Annotated in this window: 19 protein-coding genes; 9 read left to right on the plus strand and 10 right to left on the minus strand. The window is 62.6% G+C overall.

Going from position 1 to position 18182, the window contains the following annotated elements:
* Positions 1-61 precede the first annotated feature (61 nt).
* A complete protein-coding gene (locus EJ079_RS04505) occupies positions 62-1171 on the minus strand; it encodes a TRAP transporter substrate-binding protein (protein WP_013528215.1) in 1110 nt (369 codons plus the stop codon).
* 263 nt (positions 1172-1434) lie between these two features.
* Here EJ079_RS04505 and EJ079_RS04510 point away from each other — a divergent pair, with 263 nt between their 5' ends.
* The gene (locus EJ079_RS04510) at positions 1435-2208 is read left to right on the plus strand and encodes a gamma-glutamyl-gamma-aminobutyrate hydrolase family protein (protein WP_127808204.1); all 774 of its coding nucleotides are present in this window, start codon (positions 1435-1437) and stop codon (positions 2206-2208) included.
* A 34-nt stretch (positions 2209-2242) separates the two neighbouring features.
* Here the strand turns inward: EJ079_RS04510 and EJ079_RS04515 are convergent, their stop codons facing one another.
* The 6 genes from EJ079_RS04515 to EJ079_RS04540 all read right to left on the minus strand — a co-directional run bounded on the left by EJ079_RS04515 (position 2243) and on the right by EJ079_RS04540 (position 7125).
* Positions 2243-2914 (minus strand): outer membrane protein, encoded by a 672-nt coding sequence (locus EJ079_RS04515; protein WP_127808205.1) that lies wholly within the window; start codon positions 2912-2914, stop codon positions 2243-2245.
* Positions 2915-3094: 180 nt separating this feature from the next.
* Positions 3095-3478 carry a hypothetical protein gene (locus tag EJ079_RS04520; protein ID WP_164873919.1) on the minus strand — a complete coding sequence of 128 codons (384 nt, stop codon included), beginning with the start codon at positions 3476-3478 and terminating at the stop codon, positions 3095-3097.
* Positions 3479-3560: 82 nt separating this feature from the next.
* Entirely contained in the window at positions 3561-4544 is a 984-nt protein-coding gene (locus tag EJ079_RS04525; protein WP_127808206.1) for a 2-hydroxyacid dehydrogenase, read from the minus strand.
* Positions 4541-5563 (minus strand): LacI family DNA-binding transcriptional regulator, encoded by a 1023-nt coding sequence (locus EJ079_RS04530; protein WP_127396005.1) that lies wholly within the window; start codon positions 5561-5563, stop codon positions 4541-4543. Before EJ079_RS04530 ends, EJ079_RS04525 begins: the two co-directional genes overlap by 4 nt.
* 77 nt (positions 5564-5640) lie before the next feature.
* Positions 5641-6525, minus strand: a complete 885-nt coding sequence (locus EJ079_RS04535) for a DMT family transporter (RefSeq protein ID WP_164748949.1) — start codon at positions 6523-6525, stop codon at positions 5641-5643.
* Between the two features lie 192 nt (positions 6526-6717).
* A complete protein-coding gene (locus tag EJ079_RS04540) occupies positions 6718-7125 on the minus strand; it encodes a DUF2000 family protein (RefSeq protein WP_127331396.1) in 408 nt (135 codons plus the stop codon).
* A 49-nt stretch (positions 7126-7174) separates the two neighbouring features.
* Between EJ079_RS04540 and EJ079_RS04545 the strand changes: the two genes are divergently transcribed.
* Positions 7175-8044: an AraC family transcriptional regulator gene (locus EJ079_RS04545; protein ID WP_127396004.1), complete on the plus strand. Its 870-nt coding sequence runs from the start codon at positions 7175-7177 to the stop codon at positions 8042-8044.
* Between the two features lie 24 nt (positions 8045-8068).
* Here the strand turns inward: EJ079_RS04545 and EJ079_RS04550 are convergent, their stop codons facing one another.
* Complete coding sequence (locus tag EJ079_RS04550; protein WP_127396003.1) at positions 8069-8539, minus strand: MarR family winged helix-turn-helix transcriptional regulator; 471 nt, start codon at positions 8537-8539, stop codon at positions 8069-8071.
* 66 nt (positions 8540-8605) lie between these two features.
* Here EJ079_RS04550 and EJ079_RS04555 point away from each other — a divergent pair, with 66 nt between their 5' ends.
* A complete protein-coding gene (locus tag EJ079_RS04555; RefSeq protein ID WP_127266502.1) occupies positions 8606-8791 on the plus strand; it encodes a hypothetical protein in 186 nt (61 codons plus the stop codon).
* On the opposite strand, the gene EJ079_RS04560 is transcribed toward EJ079_RS04555, so the two are convergent.
* The gene (locus EJ079_RS04560; RefSeq protein ID WP_127808207.1) at positions 8755-9486 is read right to left on the minus strand and encodes an intradiol ring-cleavage dioxygenase; all 732 of its coding nucleotides are present in this window, start codon (positions 9484-9486) and stop codon (positions 8755-8757) included. The two genes, EJ079_RS04555 and EJ079_RS04560, sit on opposite strands and share 37 nt — an antisense overlap.
* 195 nt (positions 9487-9681) lie before the next feature.
* On the opposite strand from EJ079_RS04560, the gene EJ079_RS04565 reads away from it, so the two are divergent.
* Together EJ079_RS04565 and EJ079_RS04570 are read left to right on the plus strand one after the other, a co-directional pair.
* Positions 9682-10737, plus strand: a complete 1056-nt coding sequence (locus EJ079_RS04565; protein WP_127808208.1) for a GTP-binding protein — start codon at positions 9682-9684, stop codon at positions 10735-10737.
* A 258-nt stretch (positions 10738-10995) separates the two neighbouring features.
* Positions 10996-11970, plus strand: coding sequence for a WD40 repeat domain-containing protein (locus EJ079_RS04570; RefSeq protein ID WP_127808209.1), 975 nt, complete (start codon positions 10996-10998; stop codon positions 11968-11970).
* 6 nt (positions 11971-11976) lie between these two features.
* On the opposite strand, the gene EJ079_RS04575 is transcribed toward EJ079_RS04570, so the two are convergent.
* Positions 11977-12429 (minus strand): hypothetical protein, encoded by a 453-nt coding sequence (locus EJ079_RS04575; RefSeq protein WP_127808210.1) that lies wholly within the window; start codon positions 12427-12429, stop codon positions 11977-11979.
* A 156-nt stretch (positions 12430-12585) separates the two neighbouring features.
* On the opposite strand from EJ079_RS04575, the gene EJ079_RS04580 reads away from it, so the two are divergent.
* From EJ079_RS04580 to EJ079_RS04595, 4 genes are all read left to right on the plus strand, one after another.
* Entirely contained in the window at positions 12586-13965 is a 1380-nt protein-coding gene (locus tag EJ079_RS04580; protein ID WP_127808211.1) for an aspartate aminotransferase family protein, read from the plus strand.
* Between the two features lie 11 nt (positions 13966-13976).
* A complete protein-coding gene (locus EJ079_RS04585; protein ID WP_127811276.1) occupies positions 13977-15383 on the plus strand; it encodes a glutamine synthetase family protein in 1407 nt (468 codons plus the stop codon).
* 87 nt (positions 15384-15470) lie between these two features.
* Positions 15471-16706 carry a putative DNA modification/repair radical SAM protein gene (locus tag EJ079_RS04590; RefSeq protein ID WP_127808212.1) on the plus strand — a complete coding sequence of 412 codons (1236 nt, stop codon included), beginning with the start codon at positions 15471-15473 and terminating at the stop codon, positions 16704-16706.
* 2 nt (positions 16707-16708) lie between these two features.
* Positions 16709-18166, plus strand: a complete 1458-nt coding sequence (locus EJ079_RS04595; RefSeq protein WP_127808213.1) for a UdgX family uracil-DNA binding protein — start codon at positions 16709-16711, stop codon at positions 18164-18166.
* Positions 18167-18182 lie beyond the last annotated feature (16 nt).

An 18182-nucleotide genomic window follows, 5' to 3' on the forward strand; every position in this document is an offset into this window, starting at 1 on the left:
ATACAGAAAAGCTCCCTGAGCGGGTTCCGCCCAGAGAGCTTTTGAGCAGAAGTCCGGCCGACTACAGCTTGCCGTTGCGCTGCTGGACCATCATGAAGGTGTCGTAATTGTATTCGGCCACCTGCGCCCAGAGATAATGCTCCTTGCGGAAGCCCTTGATCGATTCCCAGATCTTCTTGAACGGGGCGTTGGAGGCTTCCATTTCGGTATAGACCTCGTTGGCCTTTTCGAAGCAGGCGGCCATGATCTCCTGGCTGAACGGGCGCAGTTTCGCGCCGCCGGCTACCAGTCGCTTCACCGCCGCAGGGTTCAGATAATCGTATTTCTGCAGCATGTTGGCGTCGGCCGCCTGCGCGGCAGTGTGCAGCAGCGACTTGTACGTCGGCGAAAGTTCTTCGTACTTCGCCTTGTTGAACATCAGGTGGACGGTCGGGCCGCCCTCCCACCAGCCGGGATAGTAATAATAGGGCGCGACCTTATAGAAGCCGAGCTTCTCGTCGTCATAGGGACCAACCCATTCGGCCGCGTCGATGGTGCCTTTCTCCAGCGCGGGATAGATATCACCGCCGGCGATCTGCTGCGGCACGACGCCGAGCTTCTGCACCACCTTGCCGGCAAAACCGCCGATTCGCATCTTGAGGCCGGAAAGGTCGGCCACCGTGTTGATTTCCTTGCGGAACCAGCCGCCCATCTGGACGCCGGTGTTGCCGCCCGGCAGGCCGAAAAGGCCCTGCGTGGCGAGAAACTCGTTGAACAGGTCGATGCCGCCGCCATGGTAGTGCCAGGCATTCATGCCGCGTGCGTTGAGCGAAAAGGGAACCGCCGCACCGAGCGCCCATGTCGGGTCCTTGCCCCAGTAATAATATGCCACCGTATGACAGGCCTCGACCGTGCCGGCCGTGGTGGCGTCGGCGGCCTGCAGGCCAGGCACCAGCTCACCGGCAGCAAAAACCTGAATCTGGAAATTGCCGTCGGTGGCTTCCGACAGCATCTTCGAGAACACCTCGGCGCCGCCATAGATGGTATCGAGCGACTTCGGGAAGGACGACGCCAGCCGCCATGTCACCTTGGGATTGGACTGGGCGATTGCAGGCGCTGCCAGCGTGGCCGCCGCCGCGGCGGCACCGACGCCGGTGACACCGGCCTTGCGAATGAATGAACGACGATCCATGAACTTCCTCCCTTTTGGATCAACAGGCCGACGTCAGGAAATCCTCGGTTTCCCTGTCGGTTCGTTCGAGACAATACACGGGCAAGAAGTCGAGTCCAGCAGGCCGACCCGATTTGACGGCGAAGCCCGGCTGCCCTGCAACTATAGTCTAACAGGCCGTTTCGTGGCCCATGCGACACGCCGAAACTTGGCATGGAAAAACAACCGGGGATCGCCTATTTTAGCGGCAGGTATCCCTTGCCCAGATGGAACACAGAGCAAAAATGCATCAGCCGCTCGTCGCCATATCGACCGACGTCCGTCAGTTCGACAACTACACCTGGCACGCCGCCCCACAACAATATCTGGAAGCGGCGGTCACCGGCGCCGGCGTGTTTCCGGTGCTGGTGCCATCGTTCGGCGACCGGCTCGATTTCGACGAACTTCTATCGTCGGTCGACGGCGTCATGGTCACCGGCTCGAAATCCAATGTGCATCCCTCGCTCTATGGCGGCGACGCCAGCGAAGCCAATGGCCCCTATGATCCGGCGCGCGACGCCACGACGCTGCCGCTGATCCGCCGGGCGATCGAACGCGGCGTGCCGCTGCTCGCCATCTGCCGCGGCATCCAGGAATTGAACGTGGCGCTGGGCGGCACGCTCGGCACCGAGATCCAGGAGCGCGAGGGCTCGCTCGACCACCGCGCGCCGGTGAGCGATAAGCAGGACGAACGCTTCGCCATCCACCAGACCATTTCGATCAAACCTGACAGTTGCCTGGCCGGTGTGTTCGGTGCCGGCGACATCAAGGTCAATTCGTTGCACCGCCAAGCCATCGACCGGCTCGGCTCGAAGCTGCAGGTCGAGGCCGTCGCCACCGACGGCACGGTCGAGGCGGTTTCGGTGCGCGACGCCCGCGCCTTCGCCGTCGGCGTGCAATGGCACCCGGAATACTGGGTCAAGTCGGACAGCAATTCGGTGAAGATATTCCGGGCCTTCGGCGATGCGGTCAGGGGCCACGCCCTGATCCGCCAGGCAGCGCGTACGGCGGCAGAGTAAACGACCGGGTCCGCCCCCTGGCGCGAACCCGCGATCAGAACTTATAGCTGACGCCGAAGCGTACGGTTTGAGTCGTCACGTCGGTTGGGTAAAGCCAGGAACTGTCGGTCGCTGGATTGTCGGAGAACGTGCCAAAATCGCTGTAGCGATACTCGACCCGCGTCGTCCAGTTTTGCGCGAAGGCATATTCGATACCAGCGCCCACAGTCCAACCTGCCTTTGTGTTGGACGAGCTATCCGTCGTGGTGCCGTCGTCATATTTGGTATCGAAGTGAGCGACTGCGAGACCGCCCGTACCGTACAGGAGAGCCGGTCCCACCGCATAGCCAAGACGTGCGCGCAACGAGCCCTGAACGTCGATTTTGGTTTTGATATTGCCCGCATACGCGGAATCCACGGAGCCGCCCGCTCCCGAGGCTTCGAGATCGGCCTCGACGCCAAGAACGATCGAATTGAAGGCCTGATTGTAGCCGGCGTGGATACCTCCAATCACTCCGTCGGACTTCCACGCGTCAGCCCAATCGGAACTGCCGTCGTCGATATTGACGTCGTGGCTATCGACGTGCCCCCAATTGTATCCAAGCTGCGCGCCCACATAGTAGCCACTCCATTCGTAAGCCACCGGAGCTTCGACAAGCGCGTCGGCAGCGAAAGCGCCACCCGAAAGGGCGACAAGCATGGTGGATGCGAGAAGGATGGATTTCACGTTAGGCCCCCAATTGAATGGTGCATAACGATCTATCTTCGTTTGTATCGCAAGATGCTAAAATAGCGTGGAACTTCTTTTCGCAATCGGCGTGGCAGAACGGCCACTATGATTGGCTGGCTAAACCGCCATGGCGGTGCGATACCTGCCCTTTGAAGCGGCAGAATAGGCCGCTGGGCATTAATAGCTATTCAGCGACAGCAACGGTAGCGCCGGGGCATAAGATTCGTAGCCGTCGCCATCGGCAGCCGCGAAGGTGACGATCGGATCGACGCCGTTGGCGCTGAAGGCGACCGTGCCGTCGTTTTGCTCGCGCCAGAACTTCGCCTGCTCTATGCCGGGCAAGAGCCGGCGGCATTTCGGAGCAACGGTGACCAGCGACAAACCGTCCGAAATTTCGGCCCCGCGGCTGACTGCACAGACCGCCTCATCGCCATTGGCGACCAGCCTGTAGCTGTTGGACGGGGCGGCCTCGTTGGCCACGCTTTCTCGGCTGCCGCCATGAAACAGCTGAATGCCGCCAAACAGCGCTGCGGCAGCGATCAATGCGGAAAGTGCTTTCATCATTTTTCATCCACGTACACGGACAGGTTGAACAATGATTCCAAATGGTTAAGCTGACGTTAATAAATGTGGCGGCCACCGATCAGTTTCTAGCCTTGACTTCTGCTGTCTCGGGGACCGGCGTCAACGGCCGACGCTCGGTGAACCAGGACACCAGATTGTCGACGCACAGATCCGCCATGGCGCGGCGGGTGTGGTCCGAGGCCGAGCCGACATGCGGCAGCAGCGAGGTGTTGGGCGCGTTGAGCAGCGCCTTGGGCACGTTCGGTTCGTCGGCAAAGACGTCGAGGCCGGCGGCGGCGATGGTGCCGGTGACAAGGGCTGCCGCAAGCGCTGCTTCGTCGACAGTGCTGCCACGGCCGATGTTGACGAAGACGCCGTTGGCGCCAAGTGCCGACAGGATTTCGGCATTGACCGCCTTCTCCGTCGAGGCGCCCCCCGGCGCGACCGAAATCAGCGTATCGACGGCTTCTGCAAGCCCTTTCAGGGTCGCATGATACTGGTAGGAAAGACCTTCGACACGGCGCCGGTTGTGGTAGGCGACCGGCAAGCCAAAAGCTTCCAGACGCCGGGCGATGGCCTGCCCGATGCGGCCCATGCCGAAAATACCCACACTGCGCCCGCGCAAGGTCAGCCGGCTCAGCGGATAGTTGCCGTTGCGCAGCCAGCTGCCGTCGCGCAGCCAGGTTTCGGCGCGCGGCAGGTCGCGGATGGTGTTGATCAACAGCCCGATCGTGGTGTCGGCGACCTCCTCGGTCAACACGTCGGGCGTGTTGGTGACCATGATGTTCTTCGCTCGGGCATGGCTGACATCGACCGAATCATAGCCGACGCCGAAGGAGGCGATGAGCTCGAGGTTGGGCAATGCATCCATCATCGCCGCGTTGATGCCGGCAAACGAAGCGATGCCGCGCACATCGCTGCGCATCTCGTCGGTGATGAGGGACGGATCGGCGCGTTCTATTCTGACACGCCTGAACGTACGGTTGATGCGGTCGACCGCATGGTCGTTGAAATCGCCCGGCACCAGGATGGCGACGGTCTGCAACTGTTCGGCCTTGGTCATGCACGCTCCACCGGCTTGCCGGTCGACTGACGCACATGCAGTTCCGGCTTGATCAATTCCTGCGAGGGCCGCACCGTCTGGCCGTTGAGCTTGTCGAGCAACGCGCTGGCGGCGCGGCGGCCAACCTCGCGCTGGCCGTTCCAGACGGTGGTCAGGGCCGGCGTCGCGATCGCCGCCTCTTCGAGGTCGTCATAGCCGGTAACGGAGATGTCGATGCCGGGCACAAGGCCGGCACGGGCAATGCCGTTCATCAGGCCGATGGCGACAAGGTCGTTCCAGCAGCAGGCAGCCGTCGGTCTGTCCTTCAGCGCCAGGAACTGTCCGGCGGCCTCGAAGCCGGCCTGCTTGGTGCGTGGGCCGGCGATGCGCCATGACGGCCTGACTTCCAGCCCGGCCGCCTCCATCGCGTTGACATAGCCCTGGTAGCGGTCACGGCCGGTCGAGGTCTGGTCGGTGCCGCCGATCATGGCGATGCGCTTGTGGCCGAGCGAGATCAGATGGTTGGTGGCGAGGCCTGTTCCATAAGAGTCGTCGCCGCGAAAGACCGGCACGTCGGCACCCTCGACGGTGCGCGCGATCAGCACAGCCGGCAGGCCGTTCTCCTCGGCCATCAGGATGTCGGAAGCCGGCGTGCCGATGGCCGGCGACATGATGACGCCGTCGGCGCCGAGCTGTAAAAGCGTGTCGATGAAGGTGCGCTGCTTTTCGAGCTGATCGTAATGATTGGACAGGATGAAGGTTTGACGGCTGCGGTCGAGCTCGCTTTCGATTGAGCGCAGGATCTCGGCGAAGAATGGGTTCATGATGTCGTGGACGACGACGCCGACAATGCCGGAACGCGAGGTGCGCAGGCTGGCGGCGCGTCGGTTATAGATATAGCCGATGGCGCGGGCATGTTCCTTGATGCGGTCACGCGTGGTACCGGCAACCAGAGGGCTGTCGCGCAGCGCCAGCGAGACCGTAGCCGTGGACACGCCGAGCGCATCCGCGATCGTCGAAAGCTTGATTTTTTGTGCCAGCGACGTGTGCTCCCCGGACCTGAATTTCCAGACCTAAACTGTTTAAAGGCGGCGTTATGCCACCGATCGGGGGCAAATCAAAGTTTTTTTGCCAACGCCTCGGCCTCGACATCCGAGGCCGCGCGGCTCCGCAGCCGAAGCCTATGCTCGCGATGGACGATGTAGAGACCGCTGGCGACGATGATGGCGGCGCCGACCAATGTCCAGCGGTCGGGAAACTGCTTGAAGACGATCCAGCCGGAAATGATCATCCACACCATCTGCGAATAGGGATAGGGCGCCAAAGCCGTGGTTGTCGCCAGCCGGTAGGCCTGGACCAGCAGCCAGTGACCGACGCCGCCGAACACGCCGAGCATCAGCAGCACGAACCAGTGCCAACCGTCATGCGGCAGGGAAAACGAAAACGGCAGCAGGGGCAGAAGCAACAGCGCCGGCGCCAACGCCGAAAACAGGATGAGGCTCTCCGATGTCTCGGTCGCCGACATGCGGCGCGTCATGATGACGTAGAAGCAGTTCGACAGCATCGAGCCGAGCGCGAAGAGATGTCCGATGCCGAAAACGCCGACGCCCGGCCGGGTGATGATGAGGACGCCGGCAAAGGCCGCCAGGATGGCCAGCCAGCGCCGCCAGCCGGCCCACTCGCCAAGCAGCGGACCGGCCAGTGCCGTGATCACCATCGGCCCGAAGAAATAGATCGAGGTGGTCTCGGCCAGTTGCAGGGATTTGAGCGCCAGGACATTAAATATGGTCGATCCGAACAGGAACGCCCCGCGCAGGATATGCGCCGGCAGGTTGACCGGACGAAACCGCACCGGTTGGCGCCAGCCGCGCAGCAGCGCGCCGACCAGCACGACATGCACGGCAAAGCGCACCCAGGCAACGACCAGCACGGAAACGCCGGCAAGGACGAGGTATTTGCTTGATGTGTCGAGGAAGGTGAAGAAGACATAGGTGGAAAGCATGCACACGATCGCCACCGGGGGCGTCGCGCTTTCTACATGTCTTTGGGGAGCACTCACTTGCAGGCCGGGTGGGAAGCTGGGCTGGAGCCCACCTTTGCGGGAATTGCCGGCTCCCGGCAAGCCAATTGTCGACTGCCGCGACATGAAAGCCTGCTGGCACAACAAGAGCCGCCGGCAGGCGTAGTGCCTTGGCTAGGCGTGCATGCGGGCGCCCTTGGTGATTTTATCGACCAGCTTCTTGTCGGCGCGAAGCGCGATCCCGACCACCTTGGCGTCTTCAGGCGCGAATTCGGCGAAGACGGCACGGTTGGCCGCGTCAAAGCCGGTCGAAAACATTTCCTCGACATAGAGCGAGGTGGTCACGCCGCGCTCCAGCGTGCGCCGGTGGATGGTGCCCAGCGTCGTCTGGTCGGCGGACAAAACGATGACCGGCTGGATCGACAGCGGGTTGTAGAGATTGCCGGCGCGGTCGCGATAGGGTTCACCGATGATATCGGGAAACTGCGCGACGATGCCGCTGGTCAGGAAAGCGGTGACGTTGAGTTTCTGCCAGACCGGCAGATCTTCCCTGAGCACGATTGCAAATTTCGTATCGAACATGAGACATTGGCCATTCGGTTTGTGCCCCAATGCGAGGCTGAAGGAGACGATGTCGCACGATCTAGACAGCCAGGCCTTCAAGGGTCTTGGACGTTTGTGCGTCGATGCGGCGGAAAACCGCATCATCTCCGCCCCCGATCCCGCAGGCATGGAGCGGATCGAAGCGCGCTTCCATGGCAGCGCGTTCGACCTCCATCGCCACGACACCTATGCGATCGGGGTGACGCTGCACGGTGTGCAGACGTTTCGCTATCTCGGCGCTGCGCGCCACAGCCTTCCGGGCCAGATCATCGTGCTGCATCCCGACGAGTTGCACGACGGCGGCGCCGGCACCGAGGACGGACTGCGCTACCGAATGCTCTATCTGGAACCGTCGCTGATGCTCGACTGCCTTGGCGGCGCGTCGCTGCCTTTTGTCAGGGATGGCGTGGTGGCGGACGCCGCCTTCTGCGCAACGCTGCTTTCGGCGCTGGGTCCGCTGGAGCAGGAACTCGACGAGTTGTTCGTCGACGACTTCCTGACGCAACTGATGCAAAGCCTGATCCGGCATGGCGGCCAGTCGGCGAAGCCGATGAGCAGGACGGCGTGGCGGGCGGCTGCGCTGGCGCGCGACTATCTCACGGAAAACCTGAACCGGCCGGTGCGTTCCGGCGAGCTGGAAGCTGTAACCGGGCTTGATCGCTATGCCTTGTCACGGCATTTCCGTGCCGCTTTCTCCACCAGTCCACATCGCTTCCTGGTGATGCGCCGGCTTCAGCGGGCGCGGCGGATGATCGCCGCCGGCGAACCGTTGGCACAGATCGCGGTCGAAGCCGGCTTCAGCGACCAGAGCCATTTCATCAGGCAATTCAAGAAGGCGTTCGGCATGACACCGGGACGCTGGTCGTCGCTGATCCAGGGCTCTGCCGCGGCGGCCTGATCGCCTGCCGCGACAATCCGCCGGTCAGTCGTCCGATTCGGCGTCGTCGTCGATGAGCACCAGTTCCTCGTTCGAGAGGTTGGCCTCGATGCGGGCAAGCAGTTTGAACAGCGACTTCTGGTCCTTCTTGTCGAGACCCTTCAGCGCCAGCTTTTCGGTCTTCTTCACCGATTTCTCGATGGCGTGAATGATGTCGCGACCGGTGTCGGTGAGGAAAATATGCGCCTGACGGGCGTCGGCCGAGGAGGCGCGTTTTTCCAGAAAACCCTGGGCCTGCAGCCGGTTGATTGTCTTGGTGATGGTAGGTGGGCGCACGCCGAGGCGTCCGGCAAGATTGCCCGGCGTCTGGCCGTCCTCACGGTCGAGCGCCAGCATGATCTGATCCTGGCCGGCATAGAAGCCGTGCGCCAGAAGCCGGGCCGCCAGCGCCGTTCTTGCCAGCCTTGCCGCCGAATGCAGCCGGCTCATTGTCGCAGTCTTATCCGCCTTGGCCATGGTCATCCCTCTTCGGCCGTACCGGTGCGGGCAGCATAGAGGCAGCCGGCCGGTTGGCAATCGACGATGAAAAAGATTCCGGAGCTTCAAACAGCTTTGCCGGCAAGCATTGTGGTGTCCGCCGTGGCTAATGCCAGATGTTTATTTCAGTTAGATGACAAACGAATTCCCAGCCGGAATTTTCGCCGCGAGCAAAGTGATGGAGTGACCGCCGCTCAGCCGGACTTCACCGCGATGATCATCAGCGCCTGATAGGCATCCTCCAGCTCGCGCAGCGCAGCCTGCGATTGCGGTCCAGCCCGCCTGGCGATGCCGTCCGCGGCATTCGAGGTGTCGCGCTCGCCCGACCGGTCATTGTAGGGTGCGGCCGTGGTGAAAATCTGCTCGCTGAGGCTGTCCGGGAAAAACAACTGTCCGGTCATCACCGAACTGTCGTCGGGAAAGACCTTAAAATGGATGTGGGTGGTGCGGCCGCGATACCAGCCGGGATAGATCGTGGCGAAGGAAACGATGCCACTCGCGTCGGTCCTTTGCCAACCACGCAGGAAGGTCTGGCCCGAGGTGTCGAGATCGCGGCCATCACCCTGTCCGGGATAGCCGGAATAGGCGCCTTGCGCGTCGCAATGCCAGATGTCGACACGAGCGCCGGCAAGCGGGCGGCAGCCCGCGTCGACAACCTGCAGCCGGACATCAAGGGCAATGCCCTTCTTGCCTTCGGTGACATCGGCGCGTTCTAGCTTCGGATCGAAATAGAAAGGTCCCTCGGTCGCCTCGGGCGTGATGGTGCAGACACCGGCGCCGTTTTCGAACAAGGCCAGTCCGGCATAGGGTGAAGTCTGGTCTGCTATCGCGGCGGCGGGCAGGAAGGCACCACCGCCGGCGGTGACCGCGATCAAACCGAGCGCCTGGCGCCGGCTCATTGAGAACGAGGATGGCTTGCCGGACATATCTTGCCTCTCGAATTGGCATCTGTCGCCCTGATCTAGGCGATCACAACGGCTTTCGCCACGATTCGGCAATGCAGCAAGCCGGTTTGGCCCATCGGTTTGCCCCGTGCAAAAGCCCCGCACACATCCTATATGGAGCCGACATTCCCTTTTCTCAGGCCGAATTTCCGAGGCCCAGATAATTCGAGGCAAGCCATGAGCGACGCACAGACGCAGATCCCCGTAACCGTTCTCACCGGCTATCTCGGTGCCGGCAAGACGACGCTGCTCAACCGCATCCTGTCGGAAAACCACGGCAGGCGCTACGCCGTCATCGTCAACGAGTTCGGCGAAATCGGCATCGACAACGACCTGATCGTGGAATCCGACGAGGAAATCTACGAGATGAACAATGGCTGCGTCTGCTGCACGGTGCGCGGCGACCTGATCCGTGTCGTCGAGGGCCTGATGCGCCGACCCGGCCGCTTCGATGCCATCGTCGTCGAGACCACCGGGCTCGCCGATCCGGTGCCGGTGGCGCAGACCTTCTTCATGGATGACGACGTGCGCTCCAAGACCAGGCTCGACGCGGTGGTGGCGCTGGTCGACGCCAAGCACCTGCCGCTGCGGCTCAAGGATTCCCGGGAAGCCGAGGACCAGATCGCCTTCGCCGACGTCGTCGTGCTCAACAAAACCGACCTCGTCACATCAGAAGAGCTCGCCAAGGTCGAGGCGACGATCCGCGCCATCAATCCGGCGGCGAAGATCCACCGCACGACCCGAGCCGGCGTCGCCCTGACCGAGGTGCTCGATCGCGGCGCTTTCGACCTGTCGAGGGCGCTGGAAAACGATCCACACTTCCTCGAAGCGCATGACGATCACGATCATCATGACCACGACCATGACGGCCACGATCACCACCACCATGATCATGACGGGCACCACCATCATGCGCATGCTTCCGACATCCATGACGTGACGGTGCAATCGGTGTCGCTACGCGGCGGCGAGATGGACCCGAAGAAATTCTTCCCATGGATCGAGAAGATCACCCAGATGGAAGGCCCCAACATCCTGCGGCTGAAGGGCATCATCGCGCTCAAGGGCGATGATGAGCGCTATGTCATCCAGGGCGTGCACATGATCATCGAGGGCGATCACCAGCGCGCCTGGAAGGACGGCGAGAAGCATGAGAGCCGGCTGGTGTTCATCGGCAGGGAACTCGACGCCGAGCGGCTGAAGAAGAGTTTTGACGCCTGCCAGGCGGCTTGATTTCCAGACTTTATAGCGCTAGCGCTGCCCCTCCTTCCTTCTCCCCTTGTGGGAGAAGGTGGCCGGGCGAAGCTCGGTCGGATGAGGGGTGTTCCAGCTTGGCGCTGACGGAGATCCGTCACCCACCCCTCAACCGTCTCGGCGCTGCGCGCCGATCCACCTTCTCCCACAAGGGGAGAAGGCCGGCCGCACCCCAGCCGCGCTGGCGACCCAGCGAGGTTAGACGACCAGCATAAATCTCGAATGGAATAATCTCCCATGCCGACCGTTGCCCCGCTTGATCTCGAAGGCCACTGCATCGCCGCCGTCTTTCTCGGCGACGTGCCGCATTTTGCGATGGCCGACGGCGCCGTCCATCGGCTCGACCATGGCCACAAGACAATTCAGGCCAATGACGGGCTGCTCGCCGCCTTTCTTGATGCGGCCAATGACCGGCTGATCACCGGCGGCGAGGACGGCAAGGTGTTTTCCGTGAAAGCGGGCGGCGAGGCCACGGAATTGGCAAGCGCGGCCAAGAAGTGGATCACCAGCGTTGCCGCCGGGCCGCAAGGCGCCATCGCCTATGCCTCAGGCAAGACCGCCTTCGTGCGATTCGCCGACGGCAAGACGAGGGAATTCGTCCATCCGCGTTCGGTCGAGGGGCTGGCCTTCTCGCCCAAGGGCATGCGCTTCGGTGTCGCCCGCTACAATGGCGCGACGCTGCATTTCCCGGCCGCCGAGGGCAAGCCGGTGGAGCTTGAATGGGCCGGCGCCCACACCGGCATCACCTTCTCTCCCGATGGCGCCTTCCTCGTCACCACCATGCAAGAAAACGCATTGCACGGCTGGAAGCTCGCCGACGGCAAGCACATGCGCATGACCGGCTATCCCGGCAAGGTCAAAAGCCTGTCGTGGAGTGTGAAGGGCAAGTGGCTGGCGAGTTCCGGCGCGCCGGCGGCGATCGTCTGGCCGTTTTCAGGCAAGGATGGTCCAATGGGCAAGGCACCGCTGGAGCTCGGCACGCGCGGCAACGCCATGGTGACGGCTGTCGCCTGCCACCCGAGCCAGGATGTCGTTGCCGTCGGCTATGATGACGGCATGGTGATGGCGGTGCGTTTTGCCGACTCCAAGGAAGTGCTGTTGCGACGGCCGGGCAAGGGCGCCATCACCTCGATGATGTGGGACAAGGAAGAACGCCGGGTCGCCTTCGGCAGTGCCGCCGGCGTTTGCGGCGTCATCGATATCACGGCCTGACCCCGCTCACTCCGCTCCGCACGACACTTTGCCGCTGATTTCAACCGGTTTGCCGTCCTGGTCCGTATCCGCCGCGGCGTCGTAGATGGAGAGCGTATAGCTCCCGTCGTAGACGCCTTCGTCGCTGGTCTTGGTCAGGATCGTCAGTTCGACCGAATTGATCTTTTGGGCGACCTCGTGCTCGCGATAGATGTTCAGCCGCAATTCCTTGCCGTCGAGCCAGTACTGCGTCAGGTTGGAATCCTCGAACACCGTCTTGCGCAGGCTGTCGCCGGCAGGCCGGCTCAGAATTTCGAGGTTGCCTCGAAAGTTGAAGGTCGGCCCGCCCATGCCTCTGGTGACGCCTGCCTCGACCTCGAATGTCGCCGCCGTGTCCTCAGTGGAGCACCAGATGCCACCCGACGCGAAGGCAGCGCCAGCCGACGACAGAAGCATTGCCACACACATGATCGTTCGCATTTTACCCCTCCACCTAAATTCCCGCTCATATTGGCGCTGACTTCGGCAGCACGGTCAAGCGCCGCCGCCAAAGGCTGAGCCAACGCAGGGCAGATGCGCGGCCAATTGCGGATGCGGACACGGATTGGCTAAGAGGGATCGACCAGAGGGGTTTTCATGCACAGCGACACGTCCAACACGTCCATCGGCGGCATCGGCCGCGACCGCATTGCCGATTTGCGCGAAACCGAGGGGGCAGCCTTCCGCAAGGCGCGGCCAAAATCGCAAGCCAAGATCGGCAACGGCCTGCCCGGCTTCTTCGGCGGCGTCCCGATGCACTGGATGAACGATTGGCCGACGCCGTTCCCGATCCTGGTCGACAACGCCAGGGGCGCGAACATCACCGACATCGACGGAAACAAGCTCGACGATTTCTGCCTTGGAGACACCGGCTCGATGTTCGGCCATTCGCCGCCACCGGTGGCTCGCGCCATCCGCCGGCAGGCCGGACGCGGCCTGACCTATATGCTGCCTTCGGAAGATGCGCTGGCCATCGGGCCGCTGCTGCAGCAGCGCTTCGGCCTGCCGTTCTGGCAGATCGCGACGACGGCGACCGACGCCAACCGCTTTGCATTGCGCGTTGCCCGTGCCGTCACCGGCCGCGAAAAAATCCTGGTCTTCAACGGCTGCTATCATGGCTCGGTCGACGAAACGATGGTGCGGCTGATCGACGGCAAGCCCGTCAACCGGCCAGGATTGGCGGGCGAGTTCCGCGACTTGACCCGCACGGCCAAGGTCATCGAGTTCAACGATGTTTCAGCACTCGAAGCCGCGCTTGGGGATAAGGACGTCGCCTGCGTCATCGCCGAGCCAGTGCTGACCAATTCCTGCATGGTGCTGGCCGATCCGGGCTACCATGACGCCCTGCGCAAACTGACACGCCAAACCGGCACGCTGCTTCTGATCGACGAGACGCACACGATCTCGACCGGCCCCGGCGGCTACACGAGGAAATATGGTCTCGACCCGGACTTCTTCGTGCTGGGCAAGCCGATCGCCGGCGGCGTGCCGGCCAGTGTCTGGGGCATGAGCGACGACGTTGCCTCACGCTACGCGGATTACAACAGGACCAAGGAGCCGGGCTATTCCGGCATGGGCACGACACTCTCGGCCAACCCGCTTCAGTTCGCGGCGATGCGCGCCACGCTCGAAGAGGTGATGACGCAGGAAAACTACGACCGGATGGATCATCTGGCGCGGCGGCTCGATGCCGGGCTGACCGGCGTGATCGATCGCTATCGCCTACCCTGGCATGTTTCCCGCGTCGGCGCTCGTGTCGAGTTCATCTGTGCGCCCGGTCCGCTGCGCAATGGCGCCGAGGCGGAAATGGCGCATGCACCGGAACTGGAGGCCGCTATCCATGTCGCGCTGGTCAATCGCGGCGTGCTGATCGCACCCTTCCACAACATGATGCTGATCTCGCCGGCGACCTCGGCTGCCCAGGTCAACCGGCTGATCACCGCCTTCGGCGCGGTTGCGGCGAAGCTTGCGGCATGAGACAAGCGGCGATGGACCACCCTAATGCCATGATAACCTCACCTTCGGGCTCGACACCTGCCGAGGCGCACGCCTTTCTCGACGCCCATCCCGAGATCGAGGCCTTCGATATCGTGCTGACCGATGCCAATGGCGTCGGCCGTGGCAAGATCGTGCGCCGGCATGAACTGAAGAGCATCTTCGAGGGCGGCCGCCATATGCCGATCTCGATCCTCGGCCTCGACATCACCGGCGAGGATGTGCACGAGACCGGACTGATCTGGACGACCGGTGATGGCGACCTTAGGGCATGGCCGATCCCCGGCACGCTGGTGCCGCTCTACGGTACGAGCCCGCCGCGCGGCCAGTTGCTGATGGCGATGTACATGCTCGACGACCGACCGATGTCGTCGGATCCGCGCCTGGCGCTGGCTCGGCAGGTGGAGATCCTGGCGGCCAAGGGCCTCTATCCGGCCGGCGCCTTCGAGCTCGAATTCTTCCTGCTGGCCAATGAGCGCGACGCCGACGGCAAGGTGCAGCCGGCGCGCGCGGTGCTCGATGGCCGCGTCTCGGGCAAGACCGAAGTCTATTCCGTCGATCATCTGCACGGCATGGAGCCGCTGTTTTCCGACATCTATGCAGCGGCCAAGGCGCAAGGCATTCCGGCCGAGACGGTGATTTCCGAATATGCGCCCGGCCAGTACGAATTGACGCTGAACTACCGCAAGGACGTGATGCGAGCGGCCGACGATCTGGTCATGCTGAAGCGGCTGGTGCGGGCGCAGGCGCGCCGCCATGGCGTCACCGCCTGTTTCATGGCCAAGCCGATCGAGAAATATGCCGGCTCGGGCATGCATTTCCACGTCTCGCTGCAGGACACGGCCGGCCGAAACGTCTTTGCCGAAGCGGGCGGCGAGAGCTGGTCGCTGCCGCTGCTGCAGGGGCTCGGCGGCCTGATCCAGACCATGGCGGAATCGATGCTGGTGTTTGCGCCGCATGCCAATTCCTGGCGGCGCTTCGTCTCGCAATCCTATGCGCCGGTGGCGCCGACCTGGGGCGTCAACAACCGATCGGTGGCGCTGCGAGTGCCGGCAGGCGACGCCAAGAACCGGCGCATCGAGCACCGGCCGTCCGGCGTCGATGCCAACCCTTATCTGATCGCCGCAACCGTGCTCGCCGGCATCATCAAAGGCATGGATGAAGGCCTCGATCCGGGACCCGAAACGACCGGCAACGGCTATGAGGCAGCGGTCACGCGCACGACCATGCCGGTCGACTGGCGCGCCGCGATCGAAGCGGCGCGGACGTCCAGCTTCCTGAAGAACGCGCTCGGCGAAGACCTGCACCGCACCTTCGTGGCGATCAAACAGTCCGAATATCTGCGGGTGGCACGCACGGTCAGCGAGTTGGATTACCACCTCTATCTGCACGAGGTTTGATGGATTCATGATGGGCGGCAAATCACTTTTTCGCCGCCTCCATCAAATGAGGTAGCGGATCTCCTGTTTAGGACATATCATGAACAGATGAGCGCACTTACCGTCCGTGAAAAGCTGGCGATCCTCTCCGACGCCGCCAAATACGATGCCTCCTGCGCCTCTTCCGGTGCGGCAAAAAAGGATTCGTTGAAATCCGGCGGCATCGGCTCCACCGAAGGCATGGGCATCTGTCATTCCTACGCGCCGGACGGCCGCTGCATTTCGCTCTTGAAAATCCTGCTGACCAATTTCTGCATCTACGATTGCAGCTATTGCATCAACCGCTCGTCCTCCAATGTGCGGCGCGCCCGTTTCACCATCGACGAGGTGGTGAAGCTGACCATGGATTTCTACCGGCGCAACTACATCGAAGGCCTGTTCCTGTCTTCAGGCGTCGTCCGCTCACCGGACGAGACCATGGGCGAGATGGTCGAGGTGGCACGCCGACTGCGCGTGGAGGAGAAGTTCTCCGGCTACATTCATCTGAAGACGATCCCGGAAAGTTCGGCCGAACTGATCGAGAAGGCAGGGCTTTATGCCGACCGGCTATCGATCAATGTCGAACTGCCGACCGACGAGGGTGTGAAGCGGTTGGCGCCCGAGAAGAAGCCGGAGACAATCCGGCTTTCCATGGCCAGGCTGCGCCAGAAGATGGAGGAGAAGGCCGAGCCGACTTTGAAAACCAAAAAGCGCGAACGCTTTGCGCCGGGCGGCCAGTCGACGCAGATGATCATCGGCGCCGACAAGACATCCGACGACGGCATCCTTCACACCAGCGCGCGGCTCTATGGCAGCTATCATCTGCGGCGCGTCTATTACTCGGCTTTCAGCCCGATTCCGGATTCGTCATCGTCGCTGCCCTTGCTGAAACCACCGCTGATGCGCGAACACCGGCTCTATCAGGCCGACTGGCTGATGCGGTTCTATGGGTTTTCGCAGCCGGAAATCCTTGCCGGGAGCAGCGACGGCATGCTCGATCTCGCCATCGACCCGAAGCTCGCCTGGGCGCTGCGCAACCGGGGGCAGTTTCCGGTCGACATCAACCGCGCCGACCGCGAAGCTCTGCTGCGGGTGCCGGGTCTCGGCACCAAGGTGGTGGCAAAGATTTTGGAGACGCGCCGGCACCGGCGCATGCGGCTGGAGGATGTCGGGCGGATCTGCCAATCGATCGCCAAGCTCAGGCCGTTCATCATCGCCGAAGGCTGGTCGCCTGGTGCGCTGACCGACAAGGCCGGCTTGCGCGACAGGATCGTCCACTCCTGCGAACAATTATCGTTGTTCTGATCATGCGGCCGGCGGAACTTGATCTCGTCAGATACAGTGTGCGGCTCGATAGCGAGACGGATTTTGCCGGCTGGCGTGACGCGGCACGGCGGCTGGCCCTGAATGAGGTCAGGCCCGAGGACGTCGGCTGGCATGTCGCGCCGGGCTCTGATCAGGCAGAATTGCCTGAAGTGCCTGCGGGCGCGCAACTCGTCGTGCCGCGCGACTTCATCGGGCATGCCGAAACGGCGTTCTGCCATTCCGATCCCGGCCGGTTTGCCTTTCTCTACCGAATGCTTTGGCGATTGCGCGACGAGCCTAAACTACTGGAAATCGCGTCGGATCCCGACACCAGGCGGCTTGAGGCCATGGAAAAGGCGGTGCGGCGCGACAGCCACAAAATGCATGCCTTCGTACGCTTCCGTAAAATCGGCGACGGTGCCGATGAGCGTTATGTCGCCTGGTTCGAGCCGGATCATTTCATCGTCGAGCGCAACGCCGATTTCTTCGTCAGGCGTTTCACCGGCATGCGCTGGACGATCCTGACGCCCTACGCCTCCGCCGATTGGGATGGCGAAAGGCTGGCTATCGGACCGGGCGCGGCCAAGGGCGATGCGCCGGATCAGGACGACACCGCGGCGCTCTGGCGCACCTATTTCGAGAACATCTTCAATCCGGCGCGATTGAAGGTGAAGGCCATGCAGAAGGAGATGCCGAAGAAATATTGGCGGAACCTTCCCGAGGCTTCGCTCATTCCAGACATGATCGCAGGAGCGGACAAGGCCGCCAAGGACATGATTGCGAAAATGCCGACAACACCCGCGCCGCACCACGCCAAGGTGCAGGCACGGCATTGGCCGAAGCAGCCCGCCGAAGCACCGGAAGATGATGCAGACACGATTCCCGAGTTGCGTGAGGTAGCGAAAGGCTGCCGCCGCTGCCCGCTGTGGCGCGACGCGACGCAGACTGTCTTCGGTGAAGGTCCCGACAATGCCAAGGTGATCTTCGTCGGCGAACAACCGGGGGATCAGGAGGATCTCGCCGGCAAACCTTTCGTTGGTCCGGCCGGCAAGGTGTTCGATGCGATCCTGGATGATGCCGGTGTCGATCGGCAAAAGGTCTATGTCACCAACGCAGTCAAGCACTTCAAGTTCGAGCCGCGCGGCAAGCGCCGCATCCACTCCAAGCCGAATTCCGGTGAGATTCAGGCCTGCCGCTGGTGGATCGACCAAGAATTCGAGCTGATCAAGCCGAACCTCGCCGTGGCACTCGGCGCGACAGCGGCGATGTCGCTGCTCGGCAAGGCGATCCCGGTGACAAAGATGCGCGGACAAGTGATCGAGCGCGAGGACGGATTGCGCGTGTTCATCACCATCCATCCCTCCTTCATTCTGCGCATCCGCGAGTCCGCGGACAAGGAGGCTGAACGCGAACGGTTCCTGCAGGATATGAAGCTGGTGAAGCGGCTGATGGCTGCCTGATCAGTCTGTTTTGCGC

The organism is Mesorhizobium sp. M7A.F.Ce.TU.012.03.2.1, assembly GCF_004006095.1.
GTDB lineage: Bacteria > Pseudomonadota > Alphaproteobacteria > Rhizobiales > Rhizobiaceae > Mesorhizobium.